Raw genomic sequence first — 25,819 nt, forward strand, 5'->3', positions numbered from 1 at the left:
AAAAATTGAAAAAGGCCCCATATGGGGCCTTTTTTTATGAGCGAAAAAAATGAAATTATTTTGGCCCATAAAAAATTAATTGAGCCGGTTTCAATAAAAAGCGGCATGTTTTTTAAAAAAAGCAAAAAAAAGAGTGCTTTTTTGCGATATAGGCCCCCTTTTTGCTGGAAATATAAAAAATATTCCTTAAACTTTAGTCAAGCCCGAGCGGTGGTAATTTTTATTCCGTTTGCTGTCGGGTTGTTCTTTGCCGACACGTATTATTTTTACAAGTTCTGAGGAGAAAAAAATGGCAGCAGCCGCTAAAAAAACTTCCCCCAAAAAGCCAGCAGCAAAAAAGCCTGCACGCAAACCCGCCGCTAAAAAAGCTCCGGCCAAAGCCGTTGCACCAGAAGTGGCAGCGAACAGGGTGCTTGCCGCTGCTCAGAAGGAACTGAAAACGCACACTGCCAGTCTCACCAAGGCACGCGCGAAAGTAAAAACCCTACGTGCTCAAGTTGCACAGAAAGCCACTAAAGCTCGCGAAGCGGCGCTGGTAAAAGCCCGTGCGGATGTTAAAGCCGGTGCGGCGACAGCCGCTGGCCTGCGCGACAAAGTAAACCAAGCCAAAGTTGACGCCAAAGTTGCCAAGGCAAAAGCAACAGTTGCAGAGATAGAGAAAAAGTCTGCTGCAAAAGTGGCGCAACTGGAAAAACGTCTGGCAGCCAAGAGCAAGGCAGACTTGAAAGCGGCAGTTGAGAAGTTTGCGGCTCGCTGGGAGAAAACTCGCAACGCAGCTGACGCCAAAAAGGTGAAGGCGGCAGAGAAAAAAGCCAACGCCAGTGTAAAAGCGGCTGAAAAGAAGGCAGAGCAAAGCGCCAAAAGCATTGCTCGCCAGGCAGCGGCTAAAGCCAAAAAAGCTGCAGCACCCAAAAAAGCGCCGGCCAAACGCGGTCGTCCTGCCAAAGCCGCAACTGCGACTAAAAAAGCAGCTCCAGCCAAGAAGGCACCAGCTGCCAAAAAAGCGCCGGCTAAAAAGGCACCCGCTAAGCGCGGTCGCCCTGCTAAAGCCGCTGCTGTGAAAAAAGCGGCACCAGCCAAGAAGACTGCTGCCAAAAAAGCACCAGCTAAAAAGGCGCCCGCCAAGCGTGGACGCCCAGCCAAGAAGAAGTAAATAGCGGTTATATCCGCCGTTGGCGTTCTTTTCAAAGCGCCAAACCGTTAGAATCCCCCGGTAATTGTTATCGGGGGATTTTTTTGTCTGCCTTACTTGCCATTGAGACCTCTACCCAAGCCTGCTCGGCAGCTCTTTTGTGGAAAGGGCACAGCTATCAGGAAATCTCAGTAGAGCCGCGCTCACACACGCGTTTGTTGCTACCTATGGTGGATAAGTTGCTGGCTGATGCGGGTATCTCGCCAGCGCAGCTGGACGCTATTGCCTACACCGCTGGCCCGGGTTCATTCACTGGGCTGCGCATTGGTTTTGGTGTGGTTCAGGGCTTGGCGTTTGGCTGCGATTTGCCGGTTATTGGTGTATCCACCTTGCAGACACTGGCTTTAGCCGCTCAGCGTGAGCTGTCGCTGTCGGCAAAAACACAGCTGCTCACCGCGTTTGATGCTCGCATGGGAGAAGTGTACTGGGGCCTTTATCAGCTTGAATCCGGTTCTGTGCCAGAAGCTGTGATTGACGACTGCCTTACTGCGCCACAACAGGTCGGCCAGGGAGCTTCCGACGCGAATCTGGTTGGTGTAGGAGAGGGGTGGCATCTGGCAGAGCAATTTCCCCTGAGCCCTCAACACGTTTACGAGGGTTTGTTTCCGCAGGCAGTGGACGTACTTACTTTGGCCAGTGAAGGATTCAACAACGGGCAAGCAGTGCCAGTGGAGCAGGCACAGCTAACCTATCTCAGGGATACGGTTTCCTGGAAAAAGCGGCAGCGTTTGAGAACGCAATAATTAGGATGTGATAACAGTGGATATTTTCCAAGCGATTGTGTTGGCCGTTGTACAGGGTCTGTCGGAGTTTTTACCCATCTCCAGCTCGGCGCATTTGATCCTGCCTTCCCAGATTCTCGGTTGGCCAGATCAGGGTCTGGCGTTTGATGTGGCGGTGCATGTTGGCTCTCTCGCAGCGGTTGTCATCTATTTTCGTCGGGATTTGGCTGAGTTAATTTCAGCATTTTTTGTCAGTGTTACCCGTGGCCAGCACAGCCCTGAAAGCCGCCTGTGTTGGTACATTGTGCTAGGTACCATACCAGTGGGTTTGTGCGGTTTACTGTTGGGGGACTTCATTGAGGCGCACCTGCGCTCCGTATTGGTCATTGCGGCCACTACCATTATTTTTGGGGTGTTGTTGGGCCTGGCAGATCGTCGGGCCAGTGAAAATCGCGATATAAGTCAGCTAAGCTGGCGCTCTGTTCTCTGTATCGGTGCTGCCCAGGCACTGGCGTTAATTCCCGGCACCTCCCGTTCGGGAATTACCATGACAGCCGCTTTGGCCATGGGCTTTAATCGGGTGACAGCGGCGCGTTTTTCGTTCCTTTTGTCCATTCCAGTGATTTTGCTGAGCGGTGGCTTAAAAACCATTGAGTTGCTGGGGCAAACAAATACCCCGTGGTTGGAGATTGGCATTGGCGCTTTACTCTCTGGTATTACCGCCTATATCTGCATTGCGTTGTTTTTGCGCTGGATAGAGCGAGTAGGGATGATGCCATTTGTGTGGTACCGCCTGGCTCTCGGTGGAGTGCTGCTCTACATTGCGCTGGGCTAAAGGCAGGTAACTTATGCGTATTGCGTTTATTGGCTTGGGAGTGATGGGCTATCCCATGGCGGGGCACCTGAAAAAAGCCGGCCTCGATGTGGTGGTGTATAACCGCACAATTTCGAAGGCTCAACAATGGGTGGAACAGTATGGCGGTACTTATGCGCCAACGCCTACAGAAGCGGCAGCCAGCGCTGAGATGGTTTTTTGTTGTGTGGGCAATGACGATGATGTTCGTCAAGTAACCTCTGGCCCGGAAGGGGCCTTTCACAGCATGGCGCCGGACACCCTGTTTGTGGATCACACCACCACATCGGCACAGTTGGCCAATGAGCTTGCCGAACAGGCTGGGCGCAAACAGATAGGCTTTGTGGATGCGCCGGTTTCCGGTGGTCAGGCAGGGGCCGAGAACGGTGTATTGAGTATTATGTGCGGTGGCGAGCCAACCCTGTTTGCTCGCGCCTTGCCGTTACTGGAGCACTACGCTCGCGCAGTACAACTGTTGGGCCCGGTGGGCAGCGGCCAATTGGCCAAAATGGTGAACCAGATATGCATTGCAGGTGTTGTGCAGGGGTTATCTGAAGCGGTGTTGTTTGCCCAACAAGCGGGTTTGGATGGCAAGCAGCTATTTCCCCTGTTGGCACAGGGAGCGGCGGGCTCCTGGCAGATGGAAAATCGCCACAGCACCATGATTGATGGTGAGTACGACTTTGGCTTTGCTGTGGATTGGATGCGTAAGGATTTGGGTATCGTGCTGGCAGAAGCCCAGCAAAAAGGTATCAAATTGCCAGTGACCGAGCTGGTGGATCAATTTTACAGCGAAGTACAAGACATGGGCGGCAACCGCTGGGACACATCCAGTCTGCTGGCTCGATTAAAACAATGTCAAAAACAGTGTGATTGAAAAACATGAAGACAGTTCTTACGGGTATCACTACAACCGGCACGCCCCACCTGGGCAATTATGTCGGTGCGATTAAACCCGCTATCGAAAGCAGCCGCCGGGACGATGTACGCCCGTATTTTTTTCTGGCAGATTTTCACGCGCTCATTAAATGCCAGGACCCCCAGCAAGTGCAGCAATCCACCCGCGAAATCGCCGCCACTTGGTTGGCGTTGGGCCTGGATACCGACAATGCGGTGTTTTATCGCCAGTCGGATGTTCCGGAAATTCCAGAGCTGACCTGGCTGCTCACCTGTCAGGCGGCCAAGGGCTTGATGAACCGGGCTCACGCCTACAAAGCCGCAGTTCAGGCCAACGAAGAAGCGGGAGAGGACCCGGACTACGCGGTTACTATGGGGCTATTTAGCTACCCGGTGCTGATGGCGGCAGATATTCTAATGTTCAACGCTCACGAAGTACCTGTGGGTAAAGATCAAATACAGCATGTGGAGATGGCTCGGGATATTGCCGCTCGTTTTAACCATCATTACGGCGATCACTTTGTGCTGCCAGAAGCCAAGGTGGATGATCATGTGGCGGTGCTGCAGGGCCTTGATGGTCGCAAGATGAGCAAAAGTTACGGTAATACCATTCCATTATTTTTGCCTGAAAAACAGCTTAAAAAACACATCAACAAAATCAAAACCAACTTGTTGGAGCCCGGCGAGCCCAAAGATCCAGACACCGCAACGGTTTTCCAGGTTTGGCGTGCATTTGCCACTCAGGAACAAACAGAATACATGCGCAAGGAATTTGAAAACGGTATTGCCTGGGGCGAAGCGAAAAAGCAGCTGTTTGAACTGGTCAACGACGAGTTGAAAGACGCCCGCGAGCGCTACAACGAGCTGTTGGAAAATCCGGGCCATATTGAAGAGGTCCTGTTGAAAGGTGCCGAAAAAGCCCGGGCATACAGTGCACCGTTTTTACAAAAACTGCGACAGGCGGTGGGAATTAGGCCATTAGGCTGAGCGATTTTGAATAAACAGCCCACTGACAATGAGCAGCAAACCGGCAACGGTGGACAGGTGAATGGTTTCGCCGATCACCGTTGCCAGTAAAACCAATGAAATAAACGGCGAGATAAAAATCAGGTTGCTGATGCGCGACGTGTTCTCGGCTTTTTTCATCGCCATCAGCCACAGTACAAAGGTCACTCCCATTTCAAACAAGCCTACGTAACTCACCGCTATGAGGGCTTGCCAATTGAGATTGCCGAAGCCATCGCTGAATGCACAAATAAGCGCAGACAAGGGCAATGACAGCAAAAACGACAATAAAACACTCACCACAGGATCTCTGCTATTGCGGGTGTTGATAATCCAATAGCTGGCCCACAGCAAGGTGCTCAACAGCGCCAACCCCACACCCAGTGGGCTTTCAAATGTGAGTGCCAGCAGGTTTCCCTGAGTGGCAATAATCACCACACCAAAATAACCGAGCCCACAGGCCAACCAATCGCGATTGCGAATTTTCTGACCCAGAAACGGACCGGATAACAGTGTTAATGCAATGGCCCAGGTGTAGTTGAGCGGCTGGGCTTGGGAGGCGGGTAACAACTCGTAAGCTTTGAACAATACCAGGTAATAGATCAGCGGATTGATTAAGCCAAGCCCCAGATAAAAAAGCGTATGCCTCTTCAGATAATCGGCCAATAGAGGCAGTTTGCCTTGCACTATGGATATTATCAGCAGCGCTATTGTTGATATCACGCTGGCGTAAAACACCATCTGTGTAGGCGTCAGGTAGCTCAGAGTAATTTTGAAGGCAGTGGCAACGGTAGACCAAAACAGTACCGCGCCAATGGCAAATACAAAAGCCTGTTTTTGGTTTTTTGCGGTCATTCTATTGAGCAAACAACCTCTACAATTTTTTCTGTTAGCACGCCCAAGTCTGCATCACTAATGATGTAGGGGGGCATGGTATAAATTAATTTGCCAAACGGTCTGAGCCAAATACCTGCGTCAACGAATTGAGGCTGTATCTCAGCCAGAGTGACTGCTTGTTTCATCTCTACAACCCCAATACCCCCCAACACTCTGACGTCTGCCACTGAACTAAGGTCGCGGCAGGGAGATAAGCCCATTTCAAGGCCACGCTGTAAACGCTCTATGTTGGCTTGCCAATCGTTGTTTAATAACAATTCCAGATTGGCATTGGCGGCTGAACAGGCCAGCGGGTTGCCCATAAAAGTAGGCCCGTGCATAAAAACGCCAGCTTCTCCCTGGCAAATTCCCTGGGCTATTTTGTCGGTGCACAGTGTTGCTGCCAGTGTCATATAACCTCCAGTCATGGCCTTGCCGACGCAGAGAATATCTGGACAAACGTTGGCCCACTCGCAAGCAAATAATTTTCCGGTACGGCCAAAACCGGTGGCAATCTCATCGGCGATCAACAAGACATTGTGTTGATCGCACAGTTCTCGAACCCGCTTCAGATAATGGGGAGAGTAAAAACGCATACCGCCAGCGCCCTGAACAATGGGTTCCAGAATGACCGCTGCCAAGGACTGTTGGTGCTGTTCGATCTTTTGCGCAAAGTCCTGGATATACTTTTCGTCCCAGTCGCTGTCAAAGCCGCACTGTGGCGCTTCGCTAAAGATATTCTGCTGCAAACTTTCTGCAAACAAGTGGTGCATGCCCGTTACCGGATCGCACACCGACATGGCACCAAAGGTATCCCCGTGGTAGCCGTTTCTTAAGGAAAGTATTTTGTTTTTGTTCGGTTGGCCCTTGGAATGCCAATATTGAATCGCCATTTTGAGTGCGACTTCCACACTCACCGAGCCTGAATCTGCCAAGAATACTTTTTGCAGTGGGACAGGGGTGATATCCACCAAGGTTTGGATCAATTGTGCCGCTGGCTCATGGCACAGGCCACCAAACATCACGTGAGCCATACGCCCCAGTTGTTGGGTGACGGCCTGGTTAACGTGGGGGTGGTTGTAACCGTGCATCACCGACCACCAGGAGGCCATACCATCAATCAGTTGACGCCCATCTGCCAGGGTCAGGCGCACACCTTCTGCGCTAACCACCTGCCAACAGGGGGAAGTACTCGCCGAATCTACCGACGAATAGGGGTGCCAAGTGTGTGAACGGTCGATGCGTTCAATCTGTGACGGAGTTAACGATGCCATGGTGTGACGCTGCCAGAAATGACCAGTGGGCAATTGTAAGGTAGCAACAACGTTGTCGGAAGCACTGGCGCGTTTCGCCTACAATAACTACAAATGGGAGCTAATCGTGAAACCGTTTCTTTCAACTTTTGCCTTGATTCTAACTGCGGCTATCCTTGTGGGCTGTAATTCCAGCTCAAAGCCCAGTGGTAACTTTTCACAGCCTTTTTGGGCGGCTTCCAATGAGCAGAGTACAGCGACCATCAACCACAGTCGTTGGAACCAGTTGTTGGGTAAGTATGTGGTTGCCAATCACCCGTCAAAGATTAACCGCTTCCGTTACGGTGATGTTAGTCGCACCGATAAAAAATCCTTGGACAAATACATTGCCCAACTGGCAGCTGCGGACCCTCGCCTTTATCGCAAGCCTGAGCAGAAGGCTTACTGGATTAACCTCTATAACGCTCTCGTGGTTCAACAGATTCTGAGCCACTATCCCATTGCCAGCGTTGATCAGATCGGTGAAATGTCATTAGACAGCACGCTAGTGACTATTCAGGGTAAATCTCTCAGTCTCAACGATATTGAGCACCGTATATTGCGTCCTTTGTGGCGGGATCATCGGGTGCACTTCGCTTTGGTCGACGGCTCCTTAGGTGCGCCGAACCTGCAGCCAGTGGCCTATACCGGACGCACTGTGCGCGCTATGTTGAAACAGGCGGGTAGGGAATACCTGAATCACCCTCGTGCCCTACAAGTGGAAAAAGGCAAAATGCGAGCTGCGCGCCTGTTTTCCGATCACTCCGGGGACTTCGCCACAAACCAGGCCGGGTTGCTGAAGTTGTTTGCCCATTACGTAGATGACCGCAAGGCACTCTATCTGTTGGGTTTTCAGGGGGATATTGAATACCACCAGGACCTGGCGCTGAACGCGCCGTAAACCTGGCCACGAGCTGCGTGCTTCGGGTCGCGAGCAGTTTGCCCGAGGCCCGAAGCGCGTAGCCCGTAGCTGTCTGTTTCGGTACAATGGCGCCCCTTTTATTAGCCGCTAAATCCCATGCTCAGTACCGATAACCAAGCGCTCGACACACGCAAGCAGCGCCTGGAATTCAACAAATTGCAAAAACGCCTGCGTCGCCATGTGGGCGAAGCCATTGCCGACTACAACATGATTGAAGACGGCGACAAGGTGATGGTGTGCCTGTCCGGTGGTAAAGACTCCTATGCCATGCTGGATATTTTGCGTGGATTGCAGCAGAGCGCGCCGGTGCAATTTGAGCTTGTTGCGGTGAATCTGGATCAGAAGCAGCCGGGCTTTCCGGAACATATTCTGCCGGAGTACCTGGAATCCATTGGTGTGCCGTACACCATTCTCGAAAAAGATACCTACAGCGTGGTGAAGTCGGTAATCCCCGAAGGCAAAACCACCTGTGGGCTGTGTTCGCGCCTGCGGCGCGGCACCCTGTACGGCTACGCTCAGGAAATTGGTGCTACCAAAATTGCCCTGGGCCACCATCGCGATGACATTATTGAGACCATGTTCCTCAATATGTTCTACAACGGCAAGCTTAAGGCGATGCCGCCCAAACTGCTGTCCGACGACAAACAGAATATCGTGATCCGTCCGTTGGCTTACTGCAAAGAGTCGGATTTGATCCGCTACGCCGACGCCAAGGAATTCCCGATTATTCCCTGTAACCTCTGCGGTTCTCAGGAAAACCTGCAACGGCAGGTGATCAAGGAAATGCTGAACGGTTGGGACAAACAGTTCCCCGGCCGCATCGAAACTATCTTTTCCAGTATCAAAAATGTTGCGCCGTCTCAGTTGGCAGATGCCGAGTTGTTTGACTTTAAAGGCCTGCAGTTGGGCCGCGTGGAAGTGGACGATTCCCTGTTTCAACGCATCGACGTTGTTAACGTCTAAGCCAATACATCTAAGTCATGATCCGTTTAGAAAATATCGAACTGCGACGCGGCGGCCGCGCATTGCTGCAAGACAGCTCTGCCACTGTTCATCCGGGTCAAAAGTTCGGCTTGGTAGGCGCTAATGGCTGCGGCAAATCCACATTATTTACTCTGTTGCGCGGCGAGCTGGAAGTGGATCAAGGCAATGTATCTTTGCCCTCAGAATGGCGCATTGCTGATGTGGCTCAGGAAACCCCAGCGCTGGAAAAGACGGTTCTCAACCACACTCTTGACGCCGACACTCACTACCGTCAACTGCAACAAGCTATGGCCAGTGCCGAAGGTGAGCAGCTGGCGGAGTTGATGCATCAGTTTGAAGCTGCGGATGGTTACAGCATGGAAGCCAAGGCGGGCAAACTGTTACACGGCTTGGGGTTTTCCGATGCCGATCAAAAACGTACCGTGGCCAGCTTTTCCGGTGGCTGGCGTATGCGGGTTAACCTTGCCAGGGCATTGTTGGTGCCCTCAGAGCTGTTGCTACTGGACGAGCCTACCAACCACCTGGACCTGGATGCCATTTACTGGTTAGAAGGGTGGTTGCAAAAATACCCAGGCACTTTGCTGTTGATTTCCCATGACCGGGAATTTCTTGATCGAGTGGTTAACGGTATTATTCATATCGAACACCAGCAGCTGTTTGGCTACAGCGGCAACTACTCCAGCTTTGAGCGACAGCGTGGCGAGCGCCTTGCGCAACAACAGGCCATTTACGAAAAAGAGCAGCGCCAAAAAGCACACCTGCAAAAGTACATCGATAAATTTCGCTACAAAGCCACCAAAGCCCGGCAGGCTCAAAGCCGTATTAAAGCGCTGGAAAAACTCACCGCCACGGCACCGCTACTGGCAGCCAGCGGTTTTGATTTTGAGTTTGCCGAGCCCAAAGCACTTAGTTCTTCTCTGCTATCACTGGATCAGGTGCAAGCTGGCTACGGCGACAAAACCATTCTTCATAAGATTCGCTTCAACCTGCAACCGGGCCACCGAATTGGCCTGTTGGGACGCAATGGTGCCGGTAAGTCCACTCTGATCAAACTGTTGGCCGGTGCACTGCCGCCACAAAGCGGAGAATTGATGCGCAGCGCCAATCTGGCGGTTGGTTACTTTGCCCAGCATCAGCTTGAGGCTCTGGATATTAACGGTTCTCCATTACTGCACCTGCAACGCTTGGCACCAGATGTCAGGGAACAACAACTGCGGGATTTTCTCGGCGGTTTTGGCTTTCGCGGTGATAAAGTCAGCGACCCGGTAGGGCCGTTTTCCGGTGGTGAAAAAGCGCGCCTGGCACTGGCGCTATTGGTGTGGCAGCAGCCCAACCTGCTGCTGTTGGATGAGCCCACCAACCACCTGGATCTGGATATGCGCGAAGCCCTGGTATTTGCTATTCAGGCATTTACTGGAGCGGTTGTGGTGGTTTCCCACGATCGGCATCTGCTCAGTACCGTAGTGGATGAATTCTATTTAGTGGCTAATGGCAGGGTGGCTCCCTTCGATGGGGATTTGGAGAGCTACCACAAGTTGTTGCTCAGTGCGGACAAAGCGCCAAATGCTGAGCAAGAAACTGCCGCACCATCCCTACAACGCAAAGAACGCAAACGTCTGGAAGCGGAATTTCGCGCCACGCTTAGCCCGATTAAAAAAGAAATCAGCCAGTTGGAAAAACAGCTCGAAAAAGATCAACAGGTGCTGGATAAGCTGGAACAAGACTTGGCTGACCCAGCGCTTTACGAAGCCGATAACGCTAATCAAATGACTGATTTACTGAAGCAGCAGGGCACCTTAAAGGCGGCTATGGATGAGCGGGAAGGGCGTTGGATGGAGCTGGAAGAATTGCTGGAAAGTAAACAGCGGGAATTTGACGGCGCCTAGCCCAACACCGAGCAACAAGTCTATACTCAATGGCAACCCACTCGGTAAGAGGTTGCCATGCACAGAATCCAGGTTTACCAAGGCGATATTACCCAGCTGCAAGTAGATGCCATCGTCAATGCCGCCAACAGCAGCTTGAACGGTGGTGGCGGGGTGGATGGTGCCATTCACCGGGCCGCTGGCTCGCAATTAATGGAAGCCTGCCTGCAACTTAATGGTTGCCCCACTGGCCAGGTGAAGATGACCCACGGTTTTGATCTACCTGCGCGCTATGTGCTACACGCCGTTGGACCGATCTGGCAAGATGGCAACCACAGCGAAGCTGAGCTGCTGGCCAGCTGCTATCGCAATGCATTGGATATTTCTGCCAGTGAGCGGTTTCGCAGTATCGCCTTTCCGGCAATTAGCTGTGGCGTTTATCGTTTTCCGGCAGAACAGGCCGTGGATATTGCGGTGCGGGAAGTCGTCACCGCCCTGGCGAACAATGATCATTTGGAAGAGGTGATATTTTGTTGTTTTGATGAAGAAATGGCAGAGCGATATCGTCAAAAACTCCATGTGGCCGGAGGTCCGAACGATGCTTAAAAAAATAAAAAATGAAAACCAACTGGTGAAAGAGGCAATTCGCGTTGGCATTATTTACGCAGAGAAGCGAGGCGTCGCCAAGTTTGAAGCCACTGACTCCGCCCACGATAAAATAGAATACATCTACCGACTGTTGGTGCATGACAAACTGCTGCAGCCGTTACCCAAACAACACGAAGATGAGCGCAACATGAAGCACAAACTGGCGCTGTGGATATCCCGGCAGCTGCCGGAGGGACATGAATTATTGCAGTGATATCTTGCAGGCACTCTGAGCTGAACTCAGGGTGCCCAAAGGTCACATCTGCTCCATTACCTCAATACCCAGTAAATCTAAGCCTTTCGCCAATGTGGTTGCAGTTTGCTTACACAGCAGCAAGCGGCTATTGCGGGTGTTGTCGTCCACATCACTGCGCAGCACCGGGCAGTGTTCGTAGAAGCTCATATACTGGCTGGCCAGCTCATACAGGTAGTTACAGAGTACGTGTGGGTAGGCTTCAACCGCGACTTGCTCAAGAGCCTCGCCAAACTGCAGCAGCTTTAATGCCAGGGCTTTTTCTTGAGGGGTTTGAATAACGATATCGCCGTTTAGATCTTCCGCATTAACTTCAGCCTTGCGGAAGATGCTGTTGATACGGGCGTAGGCGTATTGCAAATAAGGCGCGGTGTTGCCCTCGAAGCTGAGCATGCTGTCCCAGCTGAAGATATAGTCGTTGGTGCGGGTTTTGCTCAGGTCGGCGTATTTTACAGCACCGATGCCCACTTTTCGGGCTACTTCTTCGCGCAGTTCGGCGGGCATTTCTGGGTTCTTCTCTGCCACCAGTTTAGCTGCCCGTTCTTCTGCTTCCACCAACAAGTCTGCTAATTTGATGGTGCCACCATCACGGGTTTTAAAGGGTTTACCGTCGGCTCCCATCATGGTGCCAAAAGGGCAATGTTTGAAATCCAGTTGCTCACTTGCAAAGCCTGCTTTACGCGCAGTTGTAATCACTTGTCTAAAATGGAGTGCTTGGCGGTCATCGGTGAAAATTACAATGCGATTAGCACCAAGATCGTGACAGCGGTGATTCATGGCTGCCAAATCCGTAGTGGCGTACAGATAACCACCGCCGGATTTCTGCACAATCATGGGGCTGGGGTTGCCGTTTTTGTCTGCGAGCTCTTCCAGAAATACCACCTTGGCGCCATCGTCCTCTACCGCCAGGCCTTTTTCTTCCAGCGTTTGAATAACGCCTGCCAAAGCGTCATTGTAGGCGCTTTCGGGTTTGATATGGTCGTGGTTCAGGGTGACATTCAGAGCGCGGTATATCTCCTCGCTGTGCTGTACAGAGATATCGATAAACTGCTGCCACAGTTTCAGACAGTGTTCGTCACCACCTTGGAGTTTAACTACATAATCCCGGGCTTTTTGGGCAAATGCCTCGTCGTCATCAAAGTGTTTTTTCGACTGCTGATAAAAACTTTCTAAGTCTTTTAACGCCAGCTCCGCTTGTTCGCCTTCACCCAATTGTTCTTCCAGCTCGGCGATTAACATGCCGAACTGAGTGCCCCAGTCACCCATATGATTTTGGCGAATCACGTTGTGGCCTAAAAACTCCAGAGCCCGTACTACTGCATCGCCAATAATAGTGCTGCGCAAGTGGCCCACGTGCATTTCTTTAGCCAGGTTGGGGGCGGAGTAGTCCACCACCACGGTTTGCGCAGTTTGTTCAGCGATGCCCAGGCGCTGATCACCACATAGCGCATTGACCTGACCACTGAGAAAGTCATCGCTCAGATGAACATTGATAAAACCGGGTCCGGCCAGTTCTACCTTGGCAGCAATATCGGTGATATCCAGCGTATCCAACACCTGTTGAGCCAGCTCGCGAGGGTTGGTTTTCAAACGTTTGGCCGCTGCCAGCACACCGTTGGCCTGGAAATCGCCAAACTCCGGTTTGGTACTGCGAGTAATATTGGCTCCGCATTCGGCGGGAATGTCACAGGCGGCCATTGCTGCCTGAATGCGCTGGGAAAGTTGCTGTTTAATGCTCATGCTGTATGTAGGGTGTACGCTAATTCAGGTGTGTAAAAAAGGCCTGCATTGTAGGGCTTTTCCATTTCCAAATACAGGTTGAAGCGGGTTGCAGGGATTGCATTTACTCTGAGCTTGCCGCATATTCAAAACCTTTGCCCGACTATAACAACAATCTATTCTGCACAGAGACCACTATGACTGATTCATTATTGCAGCAAGGAGCCAACCTGATGCTGATGGGCATGGGCACCGTATTTGTGTTCCTTGCCATCCTGGTGGTGGCCACCACGGTGATGTCGCGAGTGGTAAACCGTTTGTCACCGGAGGAGGTGGTGCCGGAACCAGAGCCCGTTGTGGCGCCTTCCGGTGCGGTGGACAAACGCGTTGTCCAAATTATCCAGGCGGCGCTGGATAAGCATCGTGGACGTCATTAAGTCTCAGCGAATTTATCGACATTAAAGCACCAACTGAATTACTTTCCGGGGAATAACACGTTATGTCCGAAGCGACTTCTGCAAACAACCCAGTTTCCATTACCGATGTGGTCTTGCGCGACTCGCACCAATCCCTGTTTGCTACGCGGCTGCGTATTGACGATATGCTGCCCATCGCCGAAAAGCTGGACCAAGTGGGCTTTTGGTCATTGGAAACCTGGGGCGGAGCGACCTTTGACGCTTGCATTCGCTACTTGGGGGAAGATCCTTGGGAGCGTATTCGCGAGCTGAAAAAAGCCATGCCCAATACCCCGCAGCAAATGTTGTTCCGTGGCCAGAATATTCTCGGCTACCGCCACTACGCCGACGATGTGGTAGAAAAGTTTGTGGAGCGCTGCGCGGTCAATGGTGTGGATGTGTTTCGGGTGTTCGACGCCATGAACGATATGCGCAATCTGGAAACCGCCCTCAAAGCTGTTAAGAAAGTAGGTATGCACGCCCAGGGTACGCTTTCGTATACCTTGAGCCCGGTTCACACCATCGATACCTGGATGGGCATGGCCAAGCGCATTGAGGACATGGGTGCCGATTCTATTTGCATTAAAGACATGGCCGGGCTGCTGAAGCCTTACACGGGCGAGGAGCTGGTCAAGCGCCTGAAAACCGAAACCGACCTGCGCGTACACCTGCACGCCCATGCCACCACTGGCCTTTCTACCGCCACCGCCCTGAAGTGCATTGAAGCGGGCATTGATAACGTAGACACCGCTATTTCCTCCATGTCTATGACCTATGGCCACAGCCCCACGGAATCCCTGGTGGCCATATTACAGGGCACCGAGCGGGATACTGGCCTGGAGCTGGGGCCACTGGAAGACATTGCCGCCTACTTCCGTGAGGTGCGGAAAAAATACGCCAAGTTTGAAGGCTCACTGAAGGGTGTTGATTCTCGCATCCTGGTGGCGCAAGTGCCCGGTGGCATGCTCACCAATATGGAAAACCAGCTGCGCGACCAGGGCGCAGAAGACAAGTTTGACGAAGTACTGGCAGAAATCCCCAAAGTGCGGGAAGACCTGGGCTTTATCCCTTTGGTAACCCCCACCTCGCAAATTGTTGGCACCCAGTCAGTGCTTAACGTACTGACCGGCGAACGCTACAAATCCATCTCCAAAGAAACCCAAGGAGTTCTGAAAGGGGAGTACGGTGCCACGCCTGCACCGGTCAACAGCGAGTTGCAAGCCAAGGTGCTGGATGGTGCTGAGCCGATCACCTGCCGCCCTGCGGATTTGCTGGAGCCGGAACTGGATAAACTCACCGACGAGGTGGAGCAGCTGACTGCCGAAAAAGGCATTGAAATGGTGGGCGGCGACAATCGCATCGACGATGTACTCACTTACGCACTGTTCCCGCAAATCGGCCTCAAGTTCCTGCAAAACCGTGGCGATCCGTCTGCCTTTGAGCCAGTGCCTACCGGTAAGGATGTACCTACAACCGACAGTGGCGAAGAAATCTACACCGTTAACGTAGAAGGCAAGGACTATACGGTGACTGTTAACGCCGGCGGCGATGTCAGCGGTATTGTGCCGCCTTCTGCAGGTGCTGGCGGTGGTGCCGATGCTGGCAGTGCGCCTGCCGCCCCAAGTGCCCCAGTAGCTGCCGGCGGCGACCCTGTGCCATCGCCATTGGCGGGCAATATCTTTAAGGTGCTGGTGTCTCCAGGGCAGCAAGTGGCGGAAGGCCAGAACATTATTATTCTGGAAGCCATGAAAATGGAGACCGCGGTATCTGCGCCCAAGGCAGGAACCATTGGCGAGATCAAGGTGGCAGAGGGCGACTCCGTCGCCGTCGGCGCCACTCTGGCCACCATAGGGTAAGGGGCAGATCATGGACTCCTTACTGAACTTGTGGGCCGACTCCGGCCTGTCGCAGCTTACCGGCGGCCAGTGTGTGATGATTGTGGTGGGCCTGGGCCTACTGTTTTTGGCCATCAAAAAAGGCTTTGAACCGCTGTTGTTGGTGCCTATCGGCTTTGGTACTGTGTTGGTCAACATTCCTGGCGCAGGCTTTGAAGCGGCTCCGGTGTACGACGCTCTGGGCCATCTGGAAAGCCCCGGCGGCTTGATGTACTACATCTACCACGTGGGTATCGAATCCGGCATTTTCCCGCTGATTATCTTTATGGGCGTGGGCGCCATGACCGACTTTGGCCCCATGCTCGCCAACCCCAAAACCCTGTTTTTGGGGGCAGCGGCCCAGTTCGGTATTTTTACCACGGTGATTGGCGCAGTGGCGTTAAGCGCCGCTGGTATTTTTGATTTCAGCATTCAGGATGCGGCCTCTATTGGCATTATCGGCGGTGCCGACGGGCCAACGGCTATTTTTGTTACCAGCAAACTGTCGCCGGATTTATTGGGAGCCATTGCGGTAGCGGCTTATTCCTATATGGCACTGGTGCCCATTATTCAGCCGCCCATTATGAAAGCGCTCACCACCCCGGAAGAACGCCAGATCAAAATGGAACAGCTACGCCATGTATCCAAAGCGGAAAAAATCGTCTTCCCTTTGACACTGTTGGTACTGGTGGCGTTGTTCCTGCCCAGTGCGGCGCCGTTATTGGGCATGTTCTGTTTCGGTAATCTGATGAAAGAATGTGGCGTGGTAGCGCGCCTGAGCGATACTACCCAAAATGCCCTGATCAATATTGTCACCATCTTCCTGGGCCTGGGTGTGGGCTCAAAAATGAGTGCTGACAAATTCCTTAACGGAGAAACTCTGGGCATTCTGGCTCTGGGTATGGTGGCCTTCTGCATCGGCACCGCCTGTGGCGTGCTGATGGCCAAAGCCATGAACAAATTTGGCAAAACCCCCATCAACCCGCTGATTGGCTCTGCCGGTGTCTCCGCTGTGCCCATGGCGGCGCGGGTATCCAACAAAGTGGGCTTGGAAGCCAACCCTCACAATTTCCTGTTGATGCATGCCATGGGGCCGAATGTGGCCGGTGTGATTGGTTCCGCGGTAGCGGCAGGGGTGATGTTGTCGATGGTGGGGTGATACGCCAGAAAATGCACTGTCTGAGCGGGCCTTTTCAGGCCCGTTTTTTATTTGTAGCGCTCTGCTGTGCTATACAAAGAGTACTAAAAATAAAAGGAGCACATTATGAATCTGGGTGCATTTTCTATCAGTTTGGCAGTGAAAGACCTTCAAGCTTCAAGGCAGTTTTACGAAAAGCTGGGTTTTTCGGTGTATTGCGGTGAACCGGAACAGAACTGGTTAATTCTGAAAAACGGTGATCATATTATCGGTCTGTTTCAGGGTATGTTCGAAAATAACATCCTTACGTTTAACCCTGGTTGGGATCAGAATGCGCATCCCACAGATGAATACACAGATGTTCGCCAATTGCAGCAATCCTTAAAGGAGCAAGGAGTGGACATTACCAATGCAGTGGACGAAGCGGGTTCAGGGCCAGGCAGCTTTATGGTGACAGACCCGGACGGCAATCAAGTACTGATCGATCAGCATGTCGGCTAAGGCTAAATAGCTCTATAATCCCCCCTTTTGGGCACAGCCCGGACAATTGCGTTCCTTTTATGAAGATTCAAAACCAAATTGAGCAAAAGCTCCAGGCGGAGTTCAGCCCAGCTTATTTGAGTGTGGTGAATGAAAGCCACATGCACTCGGTACCCGTCAACTCAGAAACCCACTTCAAAGTGGTTATTGCCGCTGAAGGCTTTGTGGGAAAACGCCAGGTGCAGCGCCACCAATCGATTTACGCCCTGTTGGCCGAAGAGCTGGCAGGGGAGGTGCACGCCTTGGCGCTGCACACCTATTCGCCTCAGGAGTGGGCAGAGCAGGGTACAGCTGCAGAGTCACCCCAGTGCCTGGGAGGCAGCAAGCGTGACCAGTGAGACAACTGCGCCAACTCAGGCCACTTTGTTTGAAGACTTACACCTGCACCAGCGCCTTCTACAGGCGCTGGGCAAAGAGGGGTTTAGTGAAGCGACCCCTGTGCAGGCACAAGTGATTCCGCAAGCTCTGGACGGTCGAGACTTGCTAGTAACCGCAGAGACCGGCAGTGGTAAAACCGCGGCCTTTTTATTGCCAGTGATGCAACGGTTGATGGAAACCGATGCCCCTAAAAGCGGCACCCGTGCGCTAGTGCTTGCCCCTACTCGTGAATTGGCACGTCAGGTATTGGCTCACTGTATCAAGCTAAAAAAAATGACCCACCTGAAGGCAGACGTGATTACCGGTGGTGTGGAATTTCGTTACCAAAAAGCGATGCTGCGCAAGAACCCGGAAATTATTGTAGCCACGCCAGGACGTATTCTTGAACACTTGGAAAAGGGTTCTGCGGATTTTTCCGATCTGGAAGTACTGGTGCTGGACGAAGCCGACCGCATGCTGGATATGGGCTTTAGCGATGATGTGTTGACCATTGCCAGTGCTTGCAACACCGAACGCCAAACCTTGCTGTTATCTGCCACCTTAAAACATCGTGGTATTCGCAAAGTGGCGGATGCGGTGCTTCGCAATCCGCAAACCATTGCGGTCAATGCGGTTCGGGCAGAACACAGCAGCATCCGCCAGCAAATCGTGCTGGCAGACGATGTGGAACACAAACAGAAACTGTTGTTGAAGTTGCTACAACAGGAAGGCGCTCAAAAAGCCGTGGTATTTACCAATACCATTGCTGGCGCAGAAAAATTGGTTGGCTGGTTGTACAACAGCGAATTTCAAGCGGGCGTTTTGCATGGGGATATGATGCAGGACGAGCGCAATCATGTGATGCAGCTGATGCGTCGCGGCCAGTTGGATGTTCTGGTAGCCACGGATGTGGCGGCTCGTGGCCTCGATGTGCAGGGCGTTGGTCTGGTGGTTAATTTTGATATGGCCCGCAGTGGTGATGATTATGTACACCGCATTGGCCGCACTGGGCGTGCCGGTGAACAGGGCTTGGCGGTGTCATTTATTGTGTCCACGGAATGGAATTTGATGGCGTCCATCGAGCGCTACCTGAAAACCCGCTTTGAACGCCGCAAGATTGCCGGCTTGGAGGGCAAGTACAAAGGACCGAAAAAACTTAAGTCATCCGGTAAGGCGGCGGGCACCAAAAAGAAAAAACAAGCCAAAAAAACCGGCAAGCCAGTGGCGAAAAAAGCGCCTTCTCCGCGCCGTTCATCGGGGCGAAGAAGTGCTCATGACAGCTCCAAGGAAGAAGGTTTTACGCCGTTGAGGAAGAAGTAGATAAAGCTGCGGGCAACGGGCTGCTGCAGCGAGCAGATATGCTGTTATACTTTGCGTAGCCCGTAGCCCGTAGCCCGTAGCCCGTAGCCCGTAGCCCGTAGCCCGTAGCCTAAATCTTTTCTAACACGACCTCCAAAGCCTTGTCGACAGTCACAAAATGATTCACCGGTACCCGTTGCCATTGAGGGTCGTCGTTAAGGCCCTCTGAGGTAATAATCACCGAGCGATGTTGTGCTTCGGTGTCTGTCATTGAACAAAATCCATCTTCGCAGCAATAGCTGCCGCCACTTTGTACATAAAGTGAATTGGCTTCTTCCGGGTTGCCGTCGGTATAGCGGCTGGCGACAACTCGCTGCCCGTCGGCGACCACCAGGTTGAGGGTACTGGTGCCGTAACGGTTCCTGTCCGACAATTCGGCGGCTTTTTGTATGGTTTGCCTCAGTGCTGTTTTCAGCCGTTGTAGTGGTGTGCTGTCACTGGGTAGCTCCCAATACTGGTCCAGAAACAGGGCGAATAAAAATTCTGAATCGGTGGTGCCCTTAATCACTCGGTAAGCGCGGTCAGAGAGCATCGCCAAACCCTGGCGACGTTTTTCTGTAAAGCAGCTCAACTCACCGTTGTGCATAAAGCTTAGCTGCTGTTCCCCAAACGGGTGGCAGTTGGTGTAAGTCACTGGTAGCCCAGCAGTGGCGGCACGAACATGAGCGAGTATGCAACGGCTTTTGGTCACGCGTGCCAGATGGCGTAGGTTGGCATTGCTCCACGCCGGAGAAATGTCCTTAAATAGCGCCGGTTCTGCATTGCTCTCTGCGTACCAGGCAACCCCAAAACCATCACCGTTCAGGGGCTCGCTGCGTTCGCGGCTTTGGTAACTCTGATGGATTAGAGAATGCTCTGGTTCAGTAACCAGTGCACTGACCGGGATGGCCTGGTCGCCAAGATAAAGCGCAAAACGGCACATAATCTTCTCCTTTCAGCATAAGGCGTGCCCCTTTTGGAGTCCGCCGCTGCAAAAGCGTTCACCAGGGTCTGTTGACGCTTCATATTTACCTCTGCTGATAGCAATTTTTGCGCTCAACAAGGCGTAAAGCGTGTGGTGTAGTCATTCTACATAAGCGATTTACAACACAGTGGAGCGCAAAAATAGCTTCAGCCCCGTATTTTCTAACGAAAGGGGTTGGGCCTGAAAAGGCGTCCCTCGTTGTTGCTCGTCGCTCATTTGGAATGACCAAACCACTCTCCTCGCGCCTAGATGGACGCTTTTTCAGTCTCCAACAGTGGTAGATATGAAGCGTCAACAGACCCTACCCAATGGGGGTCACTATTTATCAAATAGCAAAGGTTGGTTAATCCAGATCAATTACGGCATCGAACAGGAAAGGTTTAATAGCGCCAGTTTTTGACCTATTGGAGATTCCAACATGAAAAATCGCAAAGCCCTCTCTCTGGCCATCAATGCCGTTCTGGGTAGTGCACTGTTATTTGGCACCGCGGCAGCCACTGCCCACGAAGCCGGTGACTTTATCGTTCGCGCCGGTTTGGCTTCTGTTCAACCGGGTAATGGAAATGGCCCCCTGGATTTGAATGGGGCAGCCATTGCCAACTCTTCTGCACGGGTCGAAAGCGACGAAGCGCTGGGTATTACCGCTACCTATATGATCAGTGACCACTGGGGCATTGAGTTGCTGGCCTCTTCCCCGTTTGACCACGACATTACCGCGGATACCGGTGATTTGGGCTTTGGTGTGATTAACGCCGGTAGCACTGAGCACCTGCCACCTACCTTGAGTATTCAGTACTTCCCTATGGACAACAGCAGTGCCTGGCAGCCTTACGTGGGCCTGGGTGTGAACTACACGCTGTTCTTCTCTGAAGACGTGTCCAGCACCTTGCAGGGCGCCGTGGCACCGGCCACTTTGGATATTGACGACTCCATCGGTATTGCCGCTCAGGTGGGTGTGGATTACAGCATTGATGAACACTGGCTGGTTAATGCCGGTATCTGGTACGCCGATATCAATGCCGACGCTACCTTTACCTTCAACAATGGCGCCACCCTGAGCAAAGATGTCGATATCGACCCTGTGGTGTACATGATCTCTGTCGGCTACAAATTCTAATTTGTTTTGCTGATAGCGCTCTAAGCGTAAAAAAAACGCCGATGGTAATGCCATCGGCGTTTTTTTATGGAGTTATCATTGGCAATGAACGATCAGGTATTGGCCATTTCCTGTAACCGTTCCACATCCAAAATTTCAATTTCTTTTTTGTCCACCGCAAGAATACCTTGCTTTTGGAAGCGGCTGAATACCCGACTGACCGTTTCCACAGTCAGGCCCAGGTAATTGCCAATATCTGCTCGAGACATGGGCAAACGCAGTTGGGTGCTGGACAGTTTGCGGCGGGCATTGCGGCTGGAAAGGCTGAGAACCAGAGTGGCGATGCGTTCCTCGGCACTGTTTTTGCTCAGCTGGGTAATCAGCTGTTGATCGTTAGTGATTTCACGGCTCATCAATTGGAAGAAGTGTCGCTGCAGTGATGGAATCTGCATGCTCAATTCTTCCAAGCGGGAAAACGGGATTTCACAAATGGCCGAAGTCTCAAGCGCGATAGCGGAGTTTACATAGCGATTGTGGCCAATGCCGTCGACGCCAAATATTTCACCGGGCAGGTGGAAGCCAGTAACCTGTTCCTGGCCGTCGTCATTGATGTAGTAAGACTTGATGCAGCCACTGCGCACCGCATACACCGATTTAAATTCGGTACCGGCGTTGTATACGTGATCTTCTCGGTGAAATGGCCGGCCTCGCTGCACAATGTTGTCGAGGCGATCAATTTCTTCACTTTGCAATGCCAGAGGTAAGCAGAGTGCATTCATACGGCAATCGCCACAGCTTACCTGGCTGTGAGGGCACTTTTTATCCGTTGCTGCTTGAGCCATGGTGGTGTTATCAAGTGGTGGAAAAACCCGATTATACGATTTTCCAGCTCTTAAAGAACAGCCATTCTGAATCTCTCTGATTGGGAGAACGCCCTAATCCGTGTTACGGCGCTAGCTGCAGGTCGTGCAGAAGGGCTTGCAGGTTGGTTCTGCCGGTGGCGGTTAGCTGCCATTGGTTGGTGTTGGATTCCAACCACAAACGCTCGCAGGCGCGGGCAATAGCTCGGTCTGCCTGTTGTTTGCTGTTTGCTGGCAGAGCTTCTAACAGATCATTATTAACTTGCCCGTAGCACAATAACGATTGGACCAATGCTTGATCTACCGTTTGCTGTTCGCCGATTAAATGACGCCATTGGTAGGGGAGGTAGCCGCTGGACAATTTGTCTCGATAGCAACGGAGGTTACTGCAATTGCGGTAATAGAATGCCCCGGTGTGGCCAGTGGCAGAAAGGCCAAGGCCAAACCATGCCGTCAAATCTGTGGCGCAGTAGCCCCAGGGGGTAAAGTGCAATTGGTGTTTGTCGTACAGCTGTTTGAGCTTGCTGCCAGCGGGTATCAATATCTGGTTGCCCAATACCTGGTAGCCCCTTTGCTGGGCACGTTTCAGAATATTCAGGTAGGCTTTGGTGGTTTGGGGGCTAATTTTTCCCGATTTCTCTCGTACCGAACCTATCAGTTCGATCTGTTGCGGGTTATAGAGCTGTAGGCTCAGCAGCAAGCGGTTCAGTGCTTCAATATCAGTAAATTCTGTCAGCTTTACCTGGCACTCCACTTGGTCAAAGCCGGCGTTATCCAAAAGTGACAGAGTGGTATCTACCCGGCGCATCCAGCCACCGTTGCACAGCTCCGGGGTGTTACCAAAGTGGATACGCAGGCGATTAAAATGCAACCCTTGCAGCAGTGCCAGTCTGTCTGCGGTGATTTGCCGATGATCAATTTCAAAACCGTAGACGATATTACTGCTTTGATGCTTCAGAGCACTGCTTATCTGGTAACACAACAAAGTCAGGTCGGCCGGTGACAGCCGATGTAACTCGCCCCCCTTTAGCCACACTTGATCCACGGGTCGTTGGCTCAGGTCTTTGCTGTAAAGTGCCAGCTCCATGGGTAACAGCTGTAACTGCTGCTGCCAGTCTTCCCCATCAACGGTCAGGGAGAGCCCGGTACGGCCATTGTGATTGTTCGATTCAGCAGGGCCAATAGGCAAACAAGACCTTTCCGGACAGGTGTTGATAGGCTCTTGCTTCTCCAGCGGGTAGCGGATGGGAATGTCGGCGATTTCCCAATTTGTGGGTGAGTATTCCATCTGAGGCCAGTGCAAATCTGTGATAGAGCCACCTTAGTGCTTGCAAGAGCTTGGCCATATGATGTGTGTCAATCATTGTCTTTTGGTTTGAGATCAGTTGCATTCCCAAGCAACTGGTTGAAAAATTCCGGTACTAGCTCAGTGGCCGGCCCGTATTCCTGTTCGGCGAACTTTGAAGCCGATGCGCTGGGCTCCAGATTCAGCTCTACGGTATGGGCACCTGCCTGGTGAGCAACTTGAAAAAATCCGGCGGCGGGATAGACATTGCCGGATGTGCCAATGGAAACAAACAGATCGCACTGTTCCAGGGCCTGATAAATGCGCTCCATTTCCAGGGGCATTTCACCAAACCAAACCACGTGAGGCCTTAGCTTTGCCGCGGGTGAACAACACTCGCACAAGCTGTCCACGGTGCTTGCCTCGCGCCATGGGTAGAGCTGCCCGCTGTTTGAACAACGCATTTTCAGCAACTCTCCGTGCATATGAATCAGGTTTTGGCTGCCACTGCGCTCGTGCAAATCGTCGATATTTTGGGTAACTAGCAGAAAATTGCCTTGCCAGGCTTGTTCAAAGTGGGCCAGGGCCTGGTGTGCCAAATTGGGTTTTATGTCATCGCCGAGTAATTGCTGACGGCGCTCGCTGTAGAAGCGGTGTACAAATTCTGGATTGCGTTGAAACCCTTCTGGTGAGGCGACGTCCTCAATTCTGTGCTCTTCCCACAAACCATCGATGGCACGAAATGTACGGATACCGGACTCAGCAGAGATACCCGCGCCGGTGAGCACTACGATAGAATGAAATTGATTGGCCATCTCAGTATCCTGTCGGCTCCAAAGAGAGTGATTGTGGCAGAAAACTTCCACTCATTGGCGCTGTCTGACCAACAACCGGACATAAAACCACCAGACTCAACGTTTCTCAGGAGCTGCACCGAATGCTTGATACCCGCCCACTGTTGCTGGATACAGATTTTCCTCCGCTGCGTCGCGGAGCACTGACCACTTTACAGGTGAATCTGGGGTATTTGTGCAATCTCAGCTGCACCCATTGCCACGTGAATGCCGGCCCCAAGCGTACTGAATTGATGAGTCGTGAAAACGTGGAACTGGTGTTGCAAGTATTGAAACATCATCGCCTGCAGACCCTCGACTTAACGGGTGGCGCCCCGGAAATGAACCCTCACTTTCGCTATCTGGTCGAGCAGGCAACCGAGTTGGGGGTGGAGGTGATTGATCGCTGCAACCTGACCATTTTGCAAGAGCCCGGTTATGAAGATTTGGCTGAATTTCTCGCGGATCACAAAGTGACCATAGTGGCGTCGCTACCCTGTTACTCAGAGCAGAACGTCAATAAGCAGCGTGGCAAGGGGGTTTTTGGTGACAGTATTGATGCGCTGCAAAAACTCAACAAGCTGGGTTACGGTATCCGTGACGATTTGCCCCTGAATCTGGTTTATAACCCCAATGGCGCCTTTTTGCCGCCGCCGCAAATGCAGCTGGAAAACGATTACAAGCAGCAGCTGAGAGAGCAGTTTGGCATCGAGTTTCACAGCCTGTTTACCATCACCAATATGCCCATCAGCCGTTTTGGCGGCATGCTGTTGGCCAAGGGTTTGTTTAACGACTACATGGATTTGCTTAAACAGAGCTACAGCGATAACAATTTGGAAACAGTCATGTGCCATTCTTTGATCAGTGTGGACTGGCAGGGCAACCTGTATGACTGCGATTTTAACCAGATGTTGGAGCTGCCCTTGCAGGAAGTCAGCTCCCTGATTGCCAGTGACCGCCAGCGCCACCTGAGCCAATTGTTGCAAAGTGATTTTAATGGCAACCCCATTGTGATTGGCGAGCATTGCTACGGTTGTACCGCCGGGCAGGGCAGCAGTTGCGGGGGCGCACTGGAAGAGTAGACAATAGCCACCACTTTGATTTCCAATAGCAGCCATTACCAATAACAAAAAGCACCGCTGACAATAATGCACCAAAAGCTGTCGATTATTATTCCTGCGCTCAACGAAGCGCAGTTAATTGAAGACACCCTAAAGCCGCTGCAGCCCCTTCGTCAGGAAGGGGTCGAAATTATTTTGTGCGACGGTGGCAGCCGCGATAACACCACTCAATTGGCCGAACCCTTGGTGGATATAGTCTGGCTTTGCGATCCTGGGCGAGCTCGGCAAATGAATGCCGGGGCCATGATTGCCTCCGGTGACTACCTGTTGTTCCTCCACGCAGATACCCAGTTGCCAGATGATTTTCTGGAATGTTGGCAAAGCATTCAAAAGCATCAGCCCCTGTGGGGCTTTTTTAAAGTGCGCCTCAGTGGCTCCGAGGCGCTGCTGAAAATGGTGACTTTCTTTATCAATTTGCGTTCCCGACTTACCTCCGTGGCCACCGGGGATCAGTGCATCTATGTGCAGCGCACCTTGTTTGATCAACTGGGAGGCTATCGGGATATTCCATTGATGGAAGATGTCGAATTGACAACCCGGTTGCGCCAGCAAAAGCGCGCCCGTTTGGTGGAGCCACCGGTATTGACCTCCAGCCGGCGCTGGGAGCGTGATGGTGTTTGGCGCACGGTGTGGCTGATGTGGCGATTGCGCTGGCGCTTTTTTCGCGGTGCAGACCCCGGTGAATTGGTAAAACAGTATTACTAGCCTC

At 52.2% G+C, this 25,819-nt stretch carries 27 protein-coding genes; 20 read left to right on the plus strand and 7 right to left on the minus strand.

Annotation, left to right across the window (positions count from 1 at the left end; all coding sequences use genetic code 11):
* Positions 1-36 precede the first annotated feature (36 nt).
* The 6 genes from KFE80_00930 to KFE80_00955 all read left to right on the plus strand — a co-directional run bounded on the left by KFE80_00930 (position 37) and on the right by KFE80_00955 (position 4,651).
* Positions 37-279, plus strand: a complete 243-nt coding sequence (locus KFE80_00930) for a hypothetical protein (GenBank protein ID UTW45527.1) — start codon at positions 37-39, stop codon at positions 277-279.
* A gap of 10 nt (positions 280-289) precedes the next feature.
* Positions 290-1,153, plus strand: a complete 864-nt coding sequence (locus KFE80_00935) for a hypothetical protein (protein UTW45528.1) — start codon at positions 290-292, stop codon at positions 1,151-1,153.
* Positions 1,154-1,236: 83 nt separating this feature from the next.
* Complete coding sequence (tsaB, locus tag KFE80_00940) at positions 1,237-1,935, plus strand: tRNA (adenosine(37)-N6)-threonylcarbamoyltransferase complex dimerization subunit type 1 TsaB (protein UTW45529.1); 699 nt, start codon at positions 1,237-1,239, stop codon at positions 1,933-1,935.
* Positions 1,936-1,951: 16 nt separating this feature from the next.
* Positions 1,952-2,749, plus strand: a complete 798-nt coding sequence (locus KFE80_00945) for an undecaprenyl-diphosphate phosphatase (GenBank protein ID UTW45530.1) — start codon at positions 1,952-1,954, stop codon at positions 2,747-2,749.
* A gap of 13 nt (positions 2,750-2,762) precedes the next feature.
* Positions 2,763-3,644 (plus strand): NAD(P)-dependent oxidoreductase, encoded by an 882-nt coding sequence (locus KFE80_00950; protein ID UTW45531.1) that lies wholly within the window; start codon positions 2,763-2,765, stop codon positions 3,642-3,644.
* Positions 3,645-3,649: 5 nt separating this feature from the next.
* Positions 3,650-4,651, plus strand: coding sequence for a tryptophan--tRNA ligase (locus tag KFE80_00955; protein UTW45532.1), 1,002 nt, complete (start codon positions 3,650-3,652; stop codon positions 4,649-4,651).
* Here KFE80_00955 and KFE80_00960 read toward each other — a convergent pair.
* On the minus strand, positions 4,643-5,524 hold the full coding sequence (locus tag KFE80_00960; GenBank protein ID UTW45533.1) for a DMT family transporter: 882 nt from the start codon (positions 5,522-5,524) through the stop codon (positions 4,643-4,645). The genes KFE80_00955 and KFE80_00960 overlap by 9 nt on opposite strands.
* Positions 5,521-6,819 carry an adenosylmethionine--8-amino-7-oxononanoate transaminase gene (bioA, locus tag KFE80_00965; protein UTW45534.1) on the minus strand — a complete coding sequence of 433 codons (1,299 nt, stop codon included), beginning with the start codon at positions 6,817-6,819 and terminating at the stop codon, positions 5,521-5,523. Before bioA ends, KFE80_00960 begins: the two co-directional genes overlap by 4 nt.
* A 106-nt stretch (positions 6,820-6,925) precedes the next feature.
* On the opposite strand from bioA, the gene KFE80_00970 reads away from it, so the two are divergent.
* The 5 genes from KFE80_00970 to KFE80_00990 all read left to right on the plus strand — a co-directional run bounded on the left by KFE80_00970 (position 6,926) and on the right by KFE80_00990 (position 11,470).
* The gene (locus KFE80_00970; GenBank protein UTW45535.1) at positions 6,926-7,738 is read left to right on the plus strand and encodes a DUF547 domain-containing protein; all 813 of its coding nucleotides are present in this window, start codon (positions 6,926-6,928) and stop codon (positions 7,736-7,738) included.
* A gap of 117 nt (positions 7,739-7,855) precedes the next feature.
* Positions 7,856-8,722: a tRNA 2-thiocytidine(32) synthetase TtcA gene (gene ttcA / locus KFE80_00975; protein UTW45536.1), complete on the plus strand. Its 867-nt coding sequence runs from the start codon at positions 7,856-7,858 to the stop codon at positions 8,720-8,722.
* Between the two features lie 17 nt (positions 8,723-8,739).
* On the plus strand, positions 8,740-10,629 hold the full coding sequence (locus KFE80_00980) for an ATP-binding cassette domain-containing protein (protein UTW45537.1): 1,890 nt from the start codon (positions 8,740-8,742) through the stop codon (positions 10,627-10,629).
* 57 nt (positions 10,630-10,686) lie between these two features.
* Complete coding sequence (locus KFE80_00985; protein UTW45538.1) at positions 10,687-11,214, plus strand: O-acetyl-ADP-ribose deacetylase; 528 nt, start codon at positions 10,687-10,689, stop codon at positions 11,212-11,214.
* Positions 11,207-11,470 carry a DUF5062 family protein gene (locus tag KFE80_00990; GenBank protein ID UTW45539.1) on the plus strand — a complete coding sequence of 88 codons (264 nt, stop codon included), beginning with the start codon at positions 11,207-11,209 and terminating at the stop codon, positions 11,468-11,470. Before KFE80_00985 ends, KFE80_00990 begins: the two co-directional genes overlap by 8 nt.
* Positions 11,471-11,512: 42 nt before the next feature.
* On the opposite strand, the gene argS is transcribed toward KFE80_00990, so the two are convergent.
* Positions 11,513-13,249: an arginine--tRNA ligase gene (argS, locus tag KFE80_00995; protein ID UTW45540.1), complete on the minus strand. Its 1,737-nt coding sequence runs from the start codon at positions 13,247-13,249 to the stop codon at positions 11,513-11,515.
* Positions 13,250-13,425: 176 nt separating this feature from the next.
* On the opposite strand from argS, the gene KFE80_01000 reads away from it, so the two are divergent.
* The 6 genes from KFE80_01000 (at position 13,426) to KFE80_01025 (ending at position 18,912) form a co-directional block, all read left to right on the plus strand.
* On the plus strand, positions 13,426-13,665 hold the full coding sequence (locus tag KFE80_01000) for an OadG family protein (protein ID UTW45541.1): 240 nt from the start codon (positions 13,426-13,428) through the stop codon (positions 13,663-13,665).
* Between the two features lie 62 nt (positions 13,666-13,727).
* Complete coding sequence (gene oadA, locus KFE80_01005) at positions 13,728-15,539, plus strand: sodium-extruding oxaloacetate decarboxylase subunit alpha (GenBank protein UTW45542.1); 1,812 nt, start codon at positions 13,728-13,730, stop codon at positions 15,537-15,539.
* A 10-nt stretch (positions 15,540-15,549) separates the two neighbouring features.
* Entirely contained in the window at positions 15,550-16,716 is a 1,167-nt protein-coding gene (locus KFE80_01010; protein ID UTW45543.1) for a sodium ion-translocating decarboxylase subunit beta, read from the plus strand.
* Between the two features lie 105 nt (positions 16,717-16,821).
* Positions 16,822-17,196 (plus strand): VOC family protein, encoded by a 375-nt coding sequence (locus KFE80_01015; protein UTW45544.1) that lies wholly within the window; start codon positions 16,822-16,824, stop codon positions 17,194-17,196.
* Between the two features lie 59 nt (positions 17,197-17,255).
* A complete protein-coding gene (locus tag KFE80_01020; protein UTW45545.1) occupies positions 17,256-17,573 on the plus strand; it encodes a BolA/IbaG family iron-sulfur metabolism protein in 318 nt (105 codons plus the stop codon).
* Between the two features lie 25 nt (positions 17,574-17,598).
* Positions 17,599-18,912: a DEAD/DEAH box helicase gene (locus KFE80_01025; protein ID UTW46569.1), complete on the plus strand. Its 1,314-nt coding sequence runs from the start codon at positions 17,599-17,601 to the stop codon at positions 18,910-18,912.
* Positions 18,913-19,021: 109 nt separating this feature from the next.
* Here KFE80_01025 and KFE80_01030 read toward each other — a convergent pair whose 3' ends face one another.
* The gene (locus KFE80_01030; protein ID UTW45546.1) at positions 19,022-19,873 is read right to left on the minus strand and encodes a class II glutamine amidotransferase; all 852 of its coding nucleotides are present in this window, start codon (positions 19,871-19,873) and stop codon (positions 19,022-19,024) included.
* Between the two features lie 460 nt (positions 19,874-20,333).
* Here KFE80_01030 and KFE80_01035 point away from each other — a divergent pair, with 460 nt between their 5' ends.
* Positions 20,334-21,032: an outer membrane beta-barrel protein gene (locus KFE80_01035; protein UTW45547.1), complete on the plus strand. Its 699-nt coding sequence runs from the start codon at positions 20,334-20,336 to the stop codon at positions 21,030-21,032.
* 92 nt (positions 21,033-21,124) lie between these two features.
* Here the strand turns inward: KFE80_01035 and fnr are convergent, their stop codons facing one another.
* The 3 genes from fnr to cobB form a co-directional block, all read right to left on the minus strand.
* On the minus strand, positions 21,125-21,853 hold the full coding sequence (fnr, locus tag KFE80_01040; GenBank protein ID UTW45548.1) for a fumarate/nitrate reduction transcriptional regulator Fnr: 729 nt from the start codon (positions 21,851-21,853) through the stop codon (positions 21,125-21,127).
* 103 nt (positions 21,854-21,956) lie between these two features.
* Positions 21,957-23,159: a hypothetical protein gene (locus KFE80_01045; protein ID UTW45549.1), complete on the minus strand. Its 1,203-nt coding sequence runs from the start codon at positions 23,157-23,159 to the stop codon at positions 21,957-21,959.
* Positions 23,160-23,227: 68 nt separating this feature from the next.
* Positions 23,228-23,971, minus strand: coding sequence for an NAD-dependent protein deacylase (gene cobB / locus KFE80_01050; GenBank protein UTW45550.1), 744 nt, complete (start codon positions 23,969-23,971; stop codon positions 23,228-23,230).
* A gap of 122 nt (positions 23,972-24,093) precedes the next feature.
* Here cobB and arsS point away from each other — a divergent pair, with 122 nt between their 5' ends.
* Positions 24,094-25,071: an arsenosugar biosynthesis radical SAM protein ArsS gene (gene arsS, locus KFE80_01055; GenBank protein UTW45551.1), complete on the plus strand. Its 978-nt coding sequence runs from the start codon at positions 24,094-24,096 to the stop codon at positions 25,069-25,071.
* A 66-nt stretch (positions 25,072-25,137) separates the two neighbouring features.
* The gene (locus KFE80_01060) at positions 25,138-25,815 is read left to right on the plus strand and encodes a TIGR04283 family arsenosugar biosynthesis glycosyltransferase (protein ID UTW45552.1); all 678 of its coding nucleotides are present in this window, start codon (positions 25,138-25,140) and stop codon (positions 25,813-25,815) included.
* Positions 25,816-25,819: the final 4 nt, after the last annotated feature.

This window comes from bacterium SCSIO 12696, assembly GCA_024397955.1.
Taxonomy (GTDB): domain Bacteria; phylum Pseudomonadota; class Gammaproteobacteria; order Pseudomonadales; family Porticoccaceae; genus SCSIO-12696.

Coding starts and splice junctions, on each gene's coding strand:
- KFE80_00955 (UTW45532.1), top strand. CDS start 3,650: ATGAAGACAGTTCTTACGGGTATCACTACAACCGGCACGCCCCACCTG.
- KFE80_00950 (UTW45531.1), top strand. CDS start 2,763: ATGCGTATTGCGTTTATTGGCTTGGGAGTGATGGGCTATCCCATGGCG.
- KFE80_01010 (UTW45543.1), top strand. CDS start 15,550: ATGGACTCCTTACTGAACTTGTGGGCCGACTCCGGCCTGTCGCAGCTT.
- KFE80_01045 (UTW45549.1), bottom strand. CDS start 23,159: ATGGAATACTCACCCACAAATTGGGAAATCGCCGACATTCCCATCCGC.
- KFE80_01000 (UTW45541.1), top strand. CDS start 13,426: ATGACTGATTCATTATTGCAGCAAGGAGCCAACCTGATGCTGATGGGC.
- KFE80_01020 (UTW45545.1), top strand. CDS start 17,256: ATGAAGATTCAAAACCAAATTGAGCAAAAGCTCCAGGCGGAGTTCAGC.
- KFE80_00930 (UTW45527.1), top strand. CDS start 37: ATGAGCGAAAAAAATGAAATTATTTTGGCCCATAAAAAATTAATTGAG.
- KFE80_00960 (UTW45533.1), bottom strand. CDS start 5,524: ATGACCGCAAAAAACCAAAAACAGGCTTTTGTATTTGCCATTGGCGCG.
- cobB (UTW45550.1), bottom strand. CDS start 23,971: ATGGCCAATCAATTTCATTCTATCGTAGTGCTCACCGGCGCGGGTATC.
- KFE80_01060 (UTW45552.1), top strand. CDS start 25,138: ATGCACCAAAAGCTGTCGATTATTATTCCTGCGCTCAACGAAGCGCAG.
- arsS (UTW45551.1), top strand. CDS start 24,094: ATGCTTGATACCCGCCCACTGTTGCTGGATACAGATTTTCCTCCGCTG.
- KFE80_01015 (UTW45544.1), top strand. CDS start 16,822: ATGAATCTGGGTGCATTTTCTATCAGTTTGGCAGTGAAAGACCTTCAA.
- fnr (UTW45548.1), bottom strand. CDS start 21,853: ATGGCTCAAGCAGCAACGGATAAAAAGTGCCCTCACAGCCAGGTAAGC.
- KFE80_01030 (UTW45546.1), bottom strand. CDS start 19,873: ATGTGCCGTTTTGCGCTTTATCTTGGCGACCAGGCCATCCCGGTCAGT.
- bioA (UTW45534.1), bottom strand. CDS start 6,819: ATGGCATCGTTAACTCCGTCACAGATTGAACGCATCGACCGTTCACAC.
- KFE80_00985 (UTW45538.1), top strand. CDS start 10,687: ATGCACAGAATCCAGGTTTACCAAGGCGATATTACCCAGCTGCAAGTA.
- KFE80_00980 (UTW45537.1), top strand. CDS start 8,740: ATGATCCGTTTAGAAAATATCGAACTGCGACGCGGCGGCCGCGCATTG.
- KFE80_00935 (UTW45528.1), top strand. CDS start 290: ATGGCAGCAGCCGCTAAAAAAACTTCCCCCAAAAAGCCAGCAGCAAAA.
- argS (UTW45540.1), bottom strand. CDS start 13,249: ATGAGCATTAAACAGCAACTTTCCCAGCGCATTCAGGCAGCAATGGCC.
- KFE80_01035 (UTW45547.1), top strand. CDS start 20,334: ATGAAAAATCGCAAAGCCCTCTCTCTGGCCATCAATGCCGTTCTGGGT.
- KFE80_00990 (UTW45539.1), top strand. CDS start 11,207: ATGCTTAAAAAAATAAAAAATGAAAACCAACTGGTGAAAGAGGCAATT.
- ttcA (UTW45536.1), top strand. CDS start 7,856: ATGCTCAGTACCGATAACCAAGCGCTCGACACACGCAAGCAGCGCCTG.
- oadA (UTW45542.1), top strand. CDS start 13,728: ATGTCCGAAGCGACTTCTGCAAACAACCCAGTTTCCATTACCGATGTG.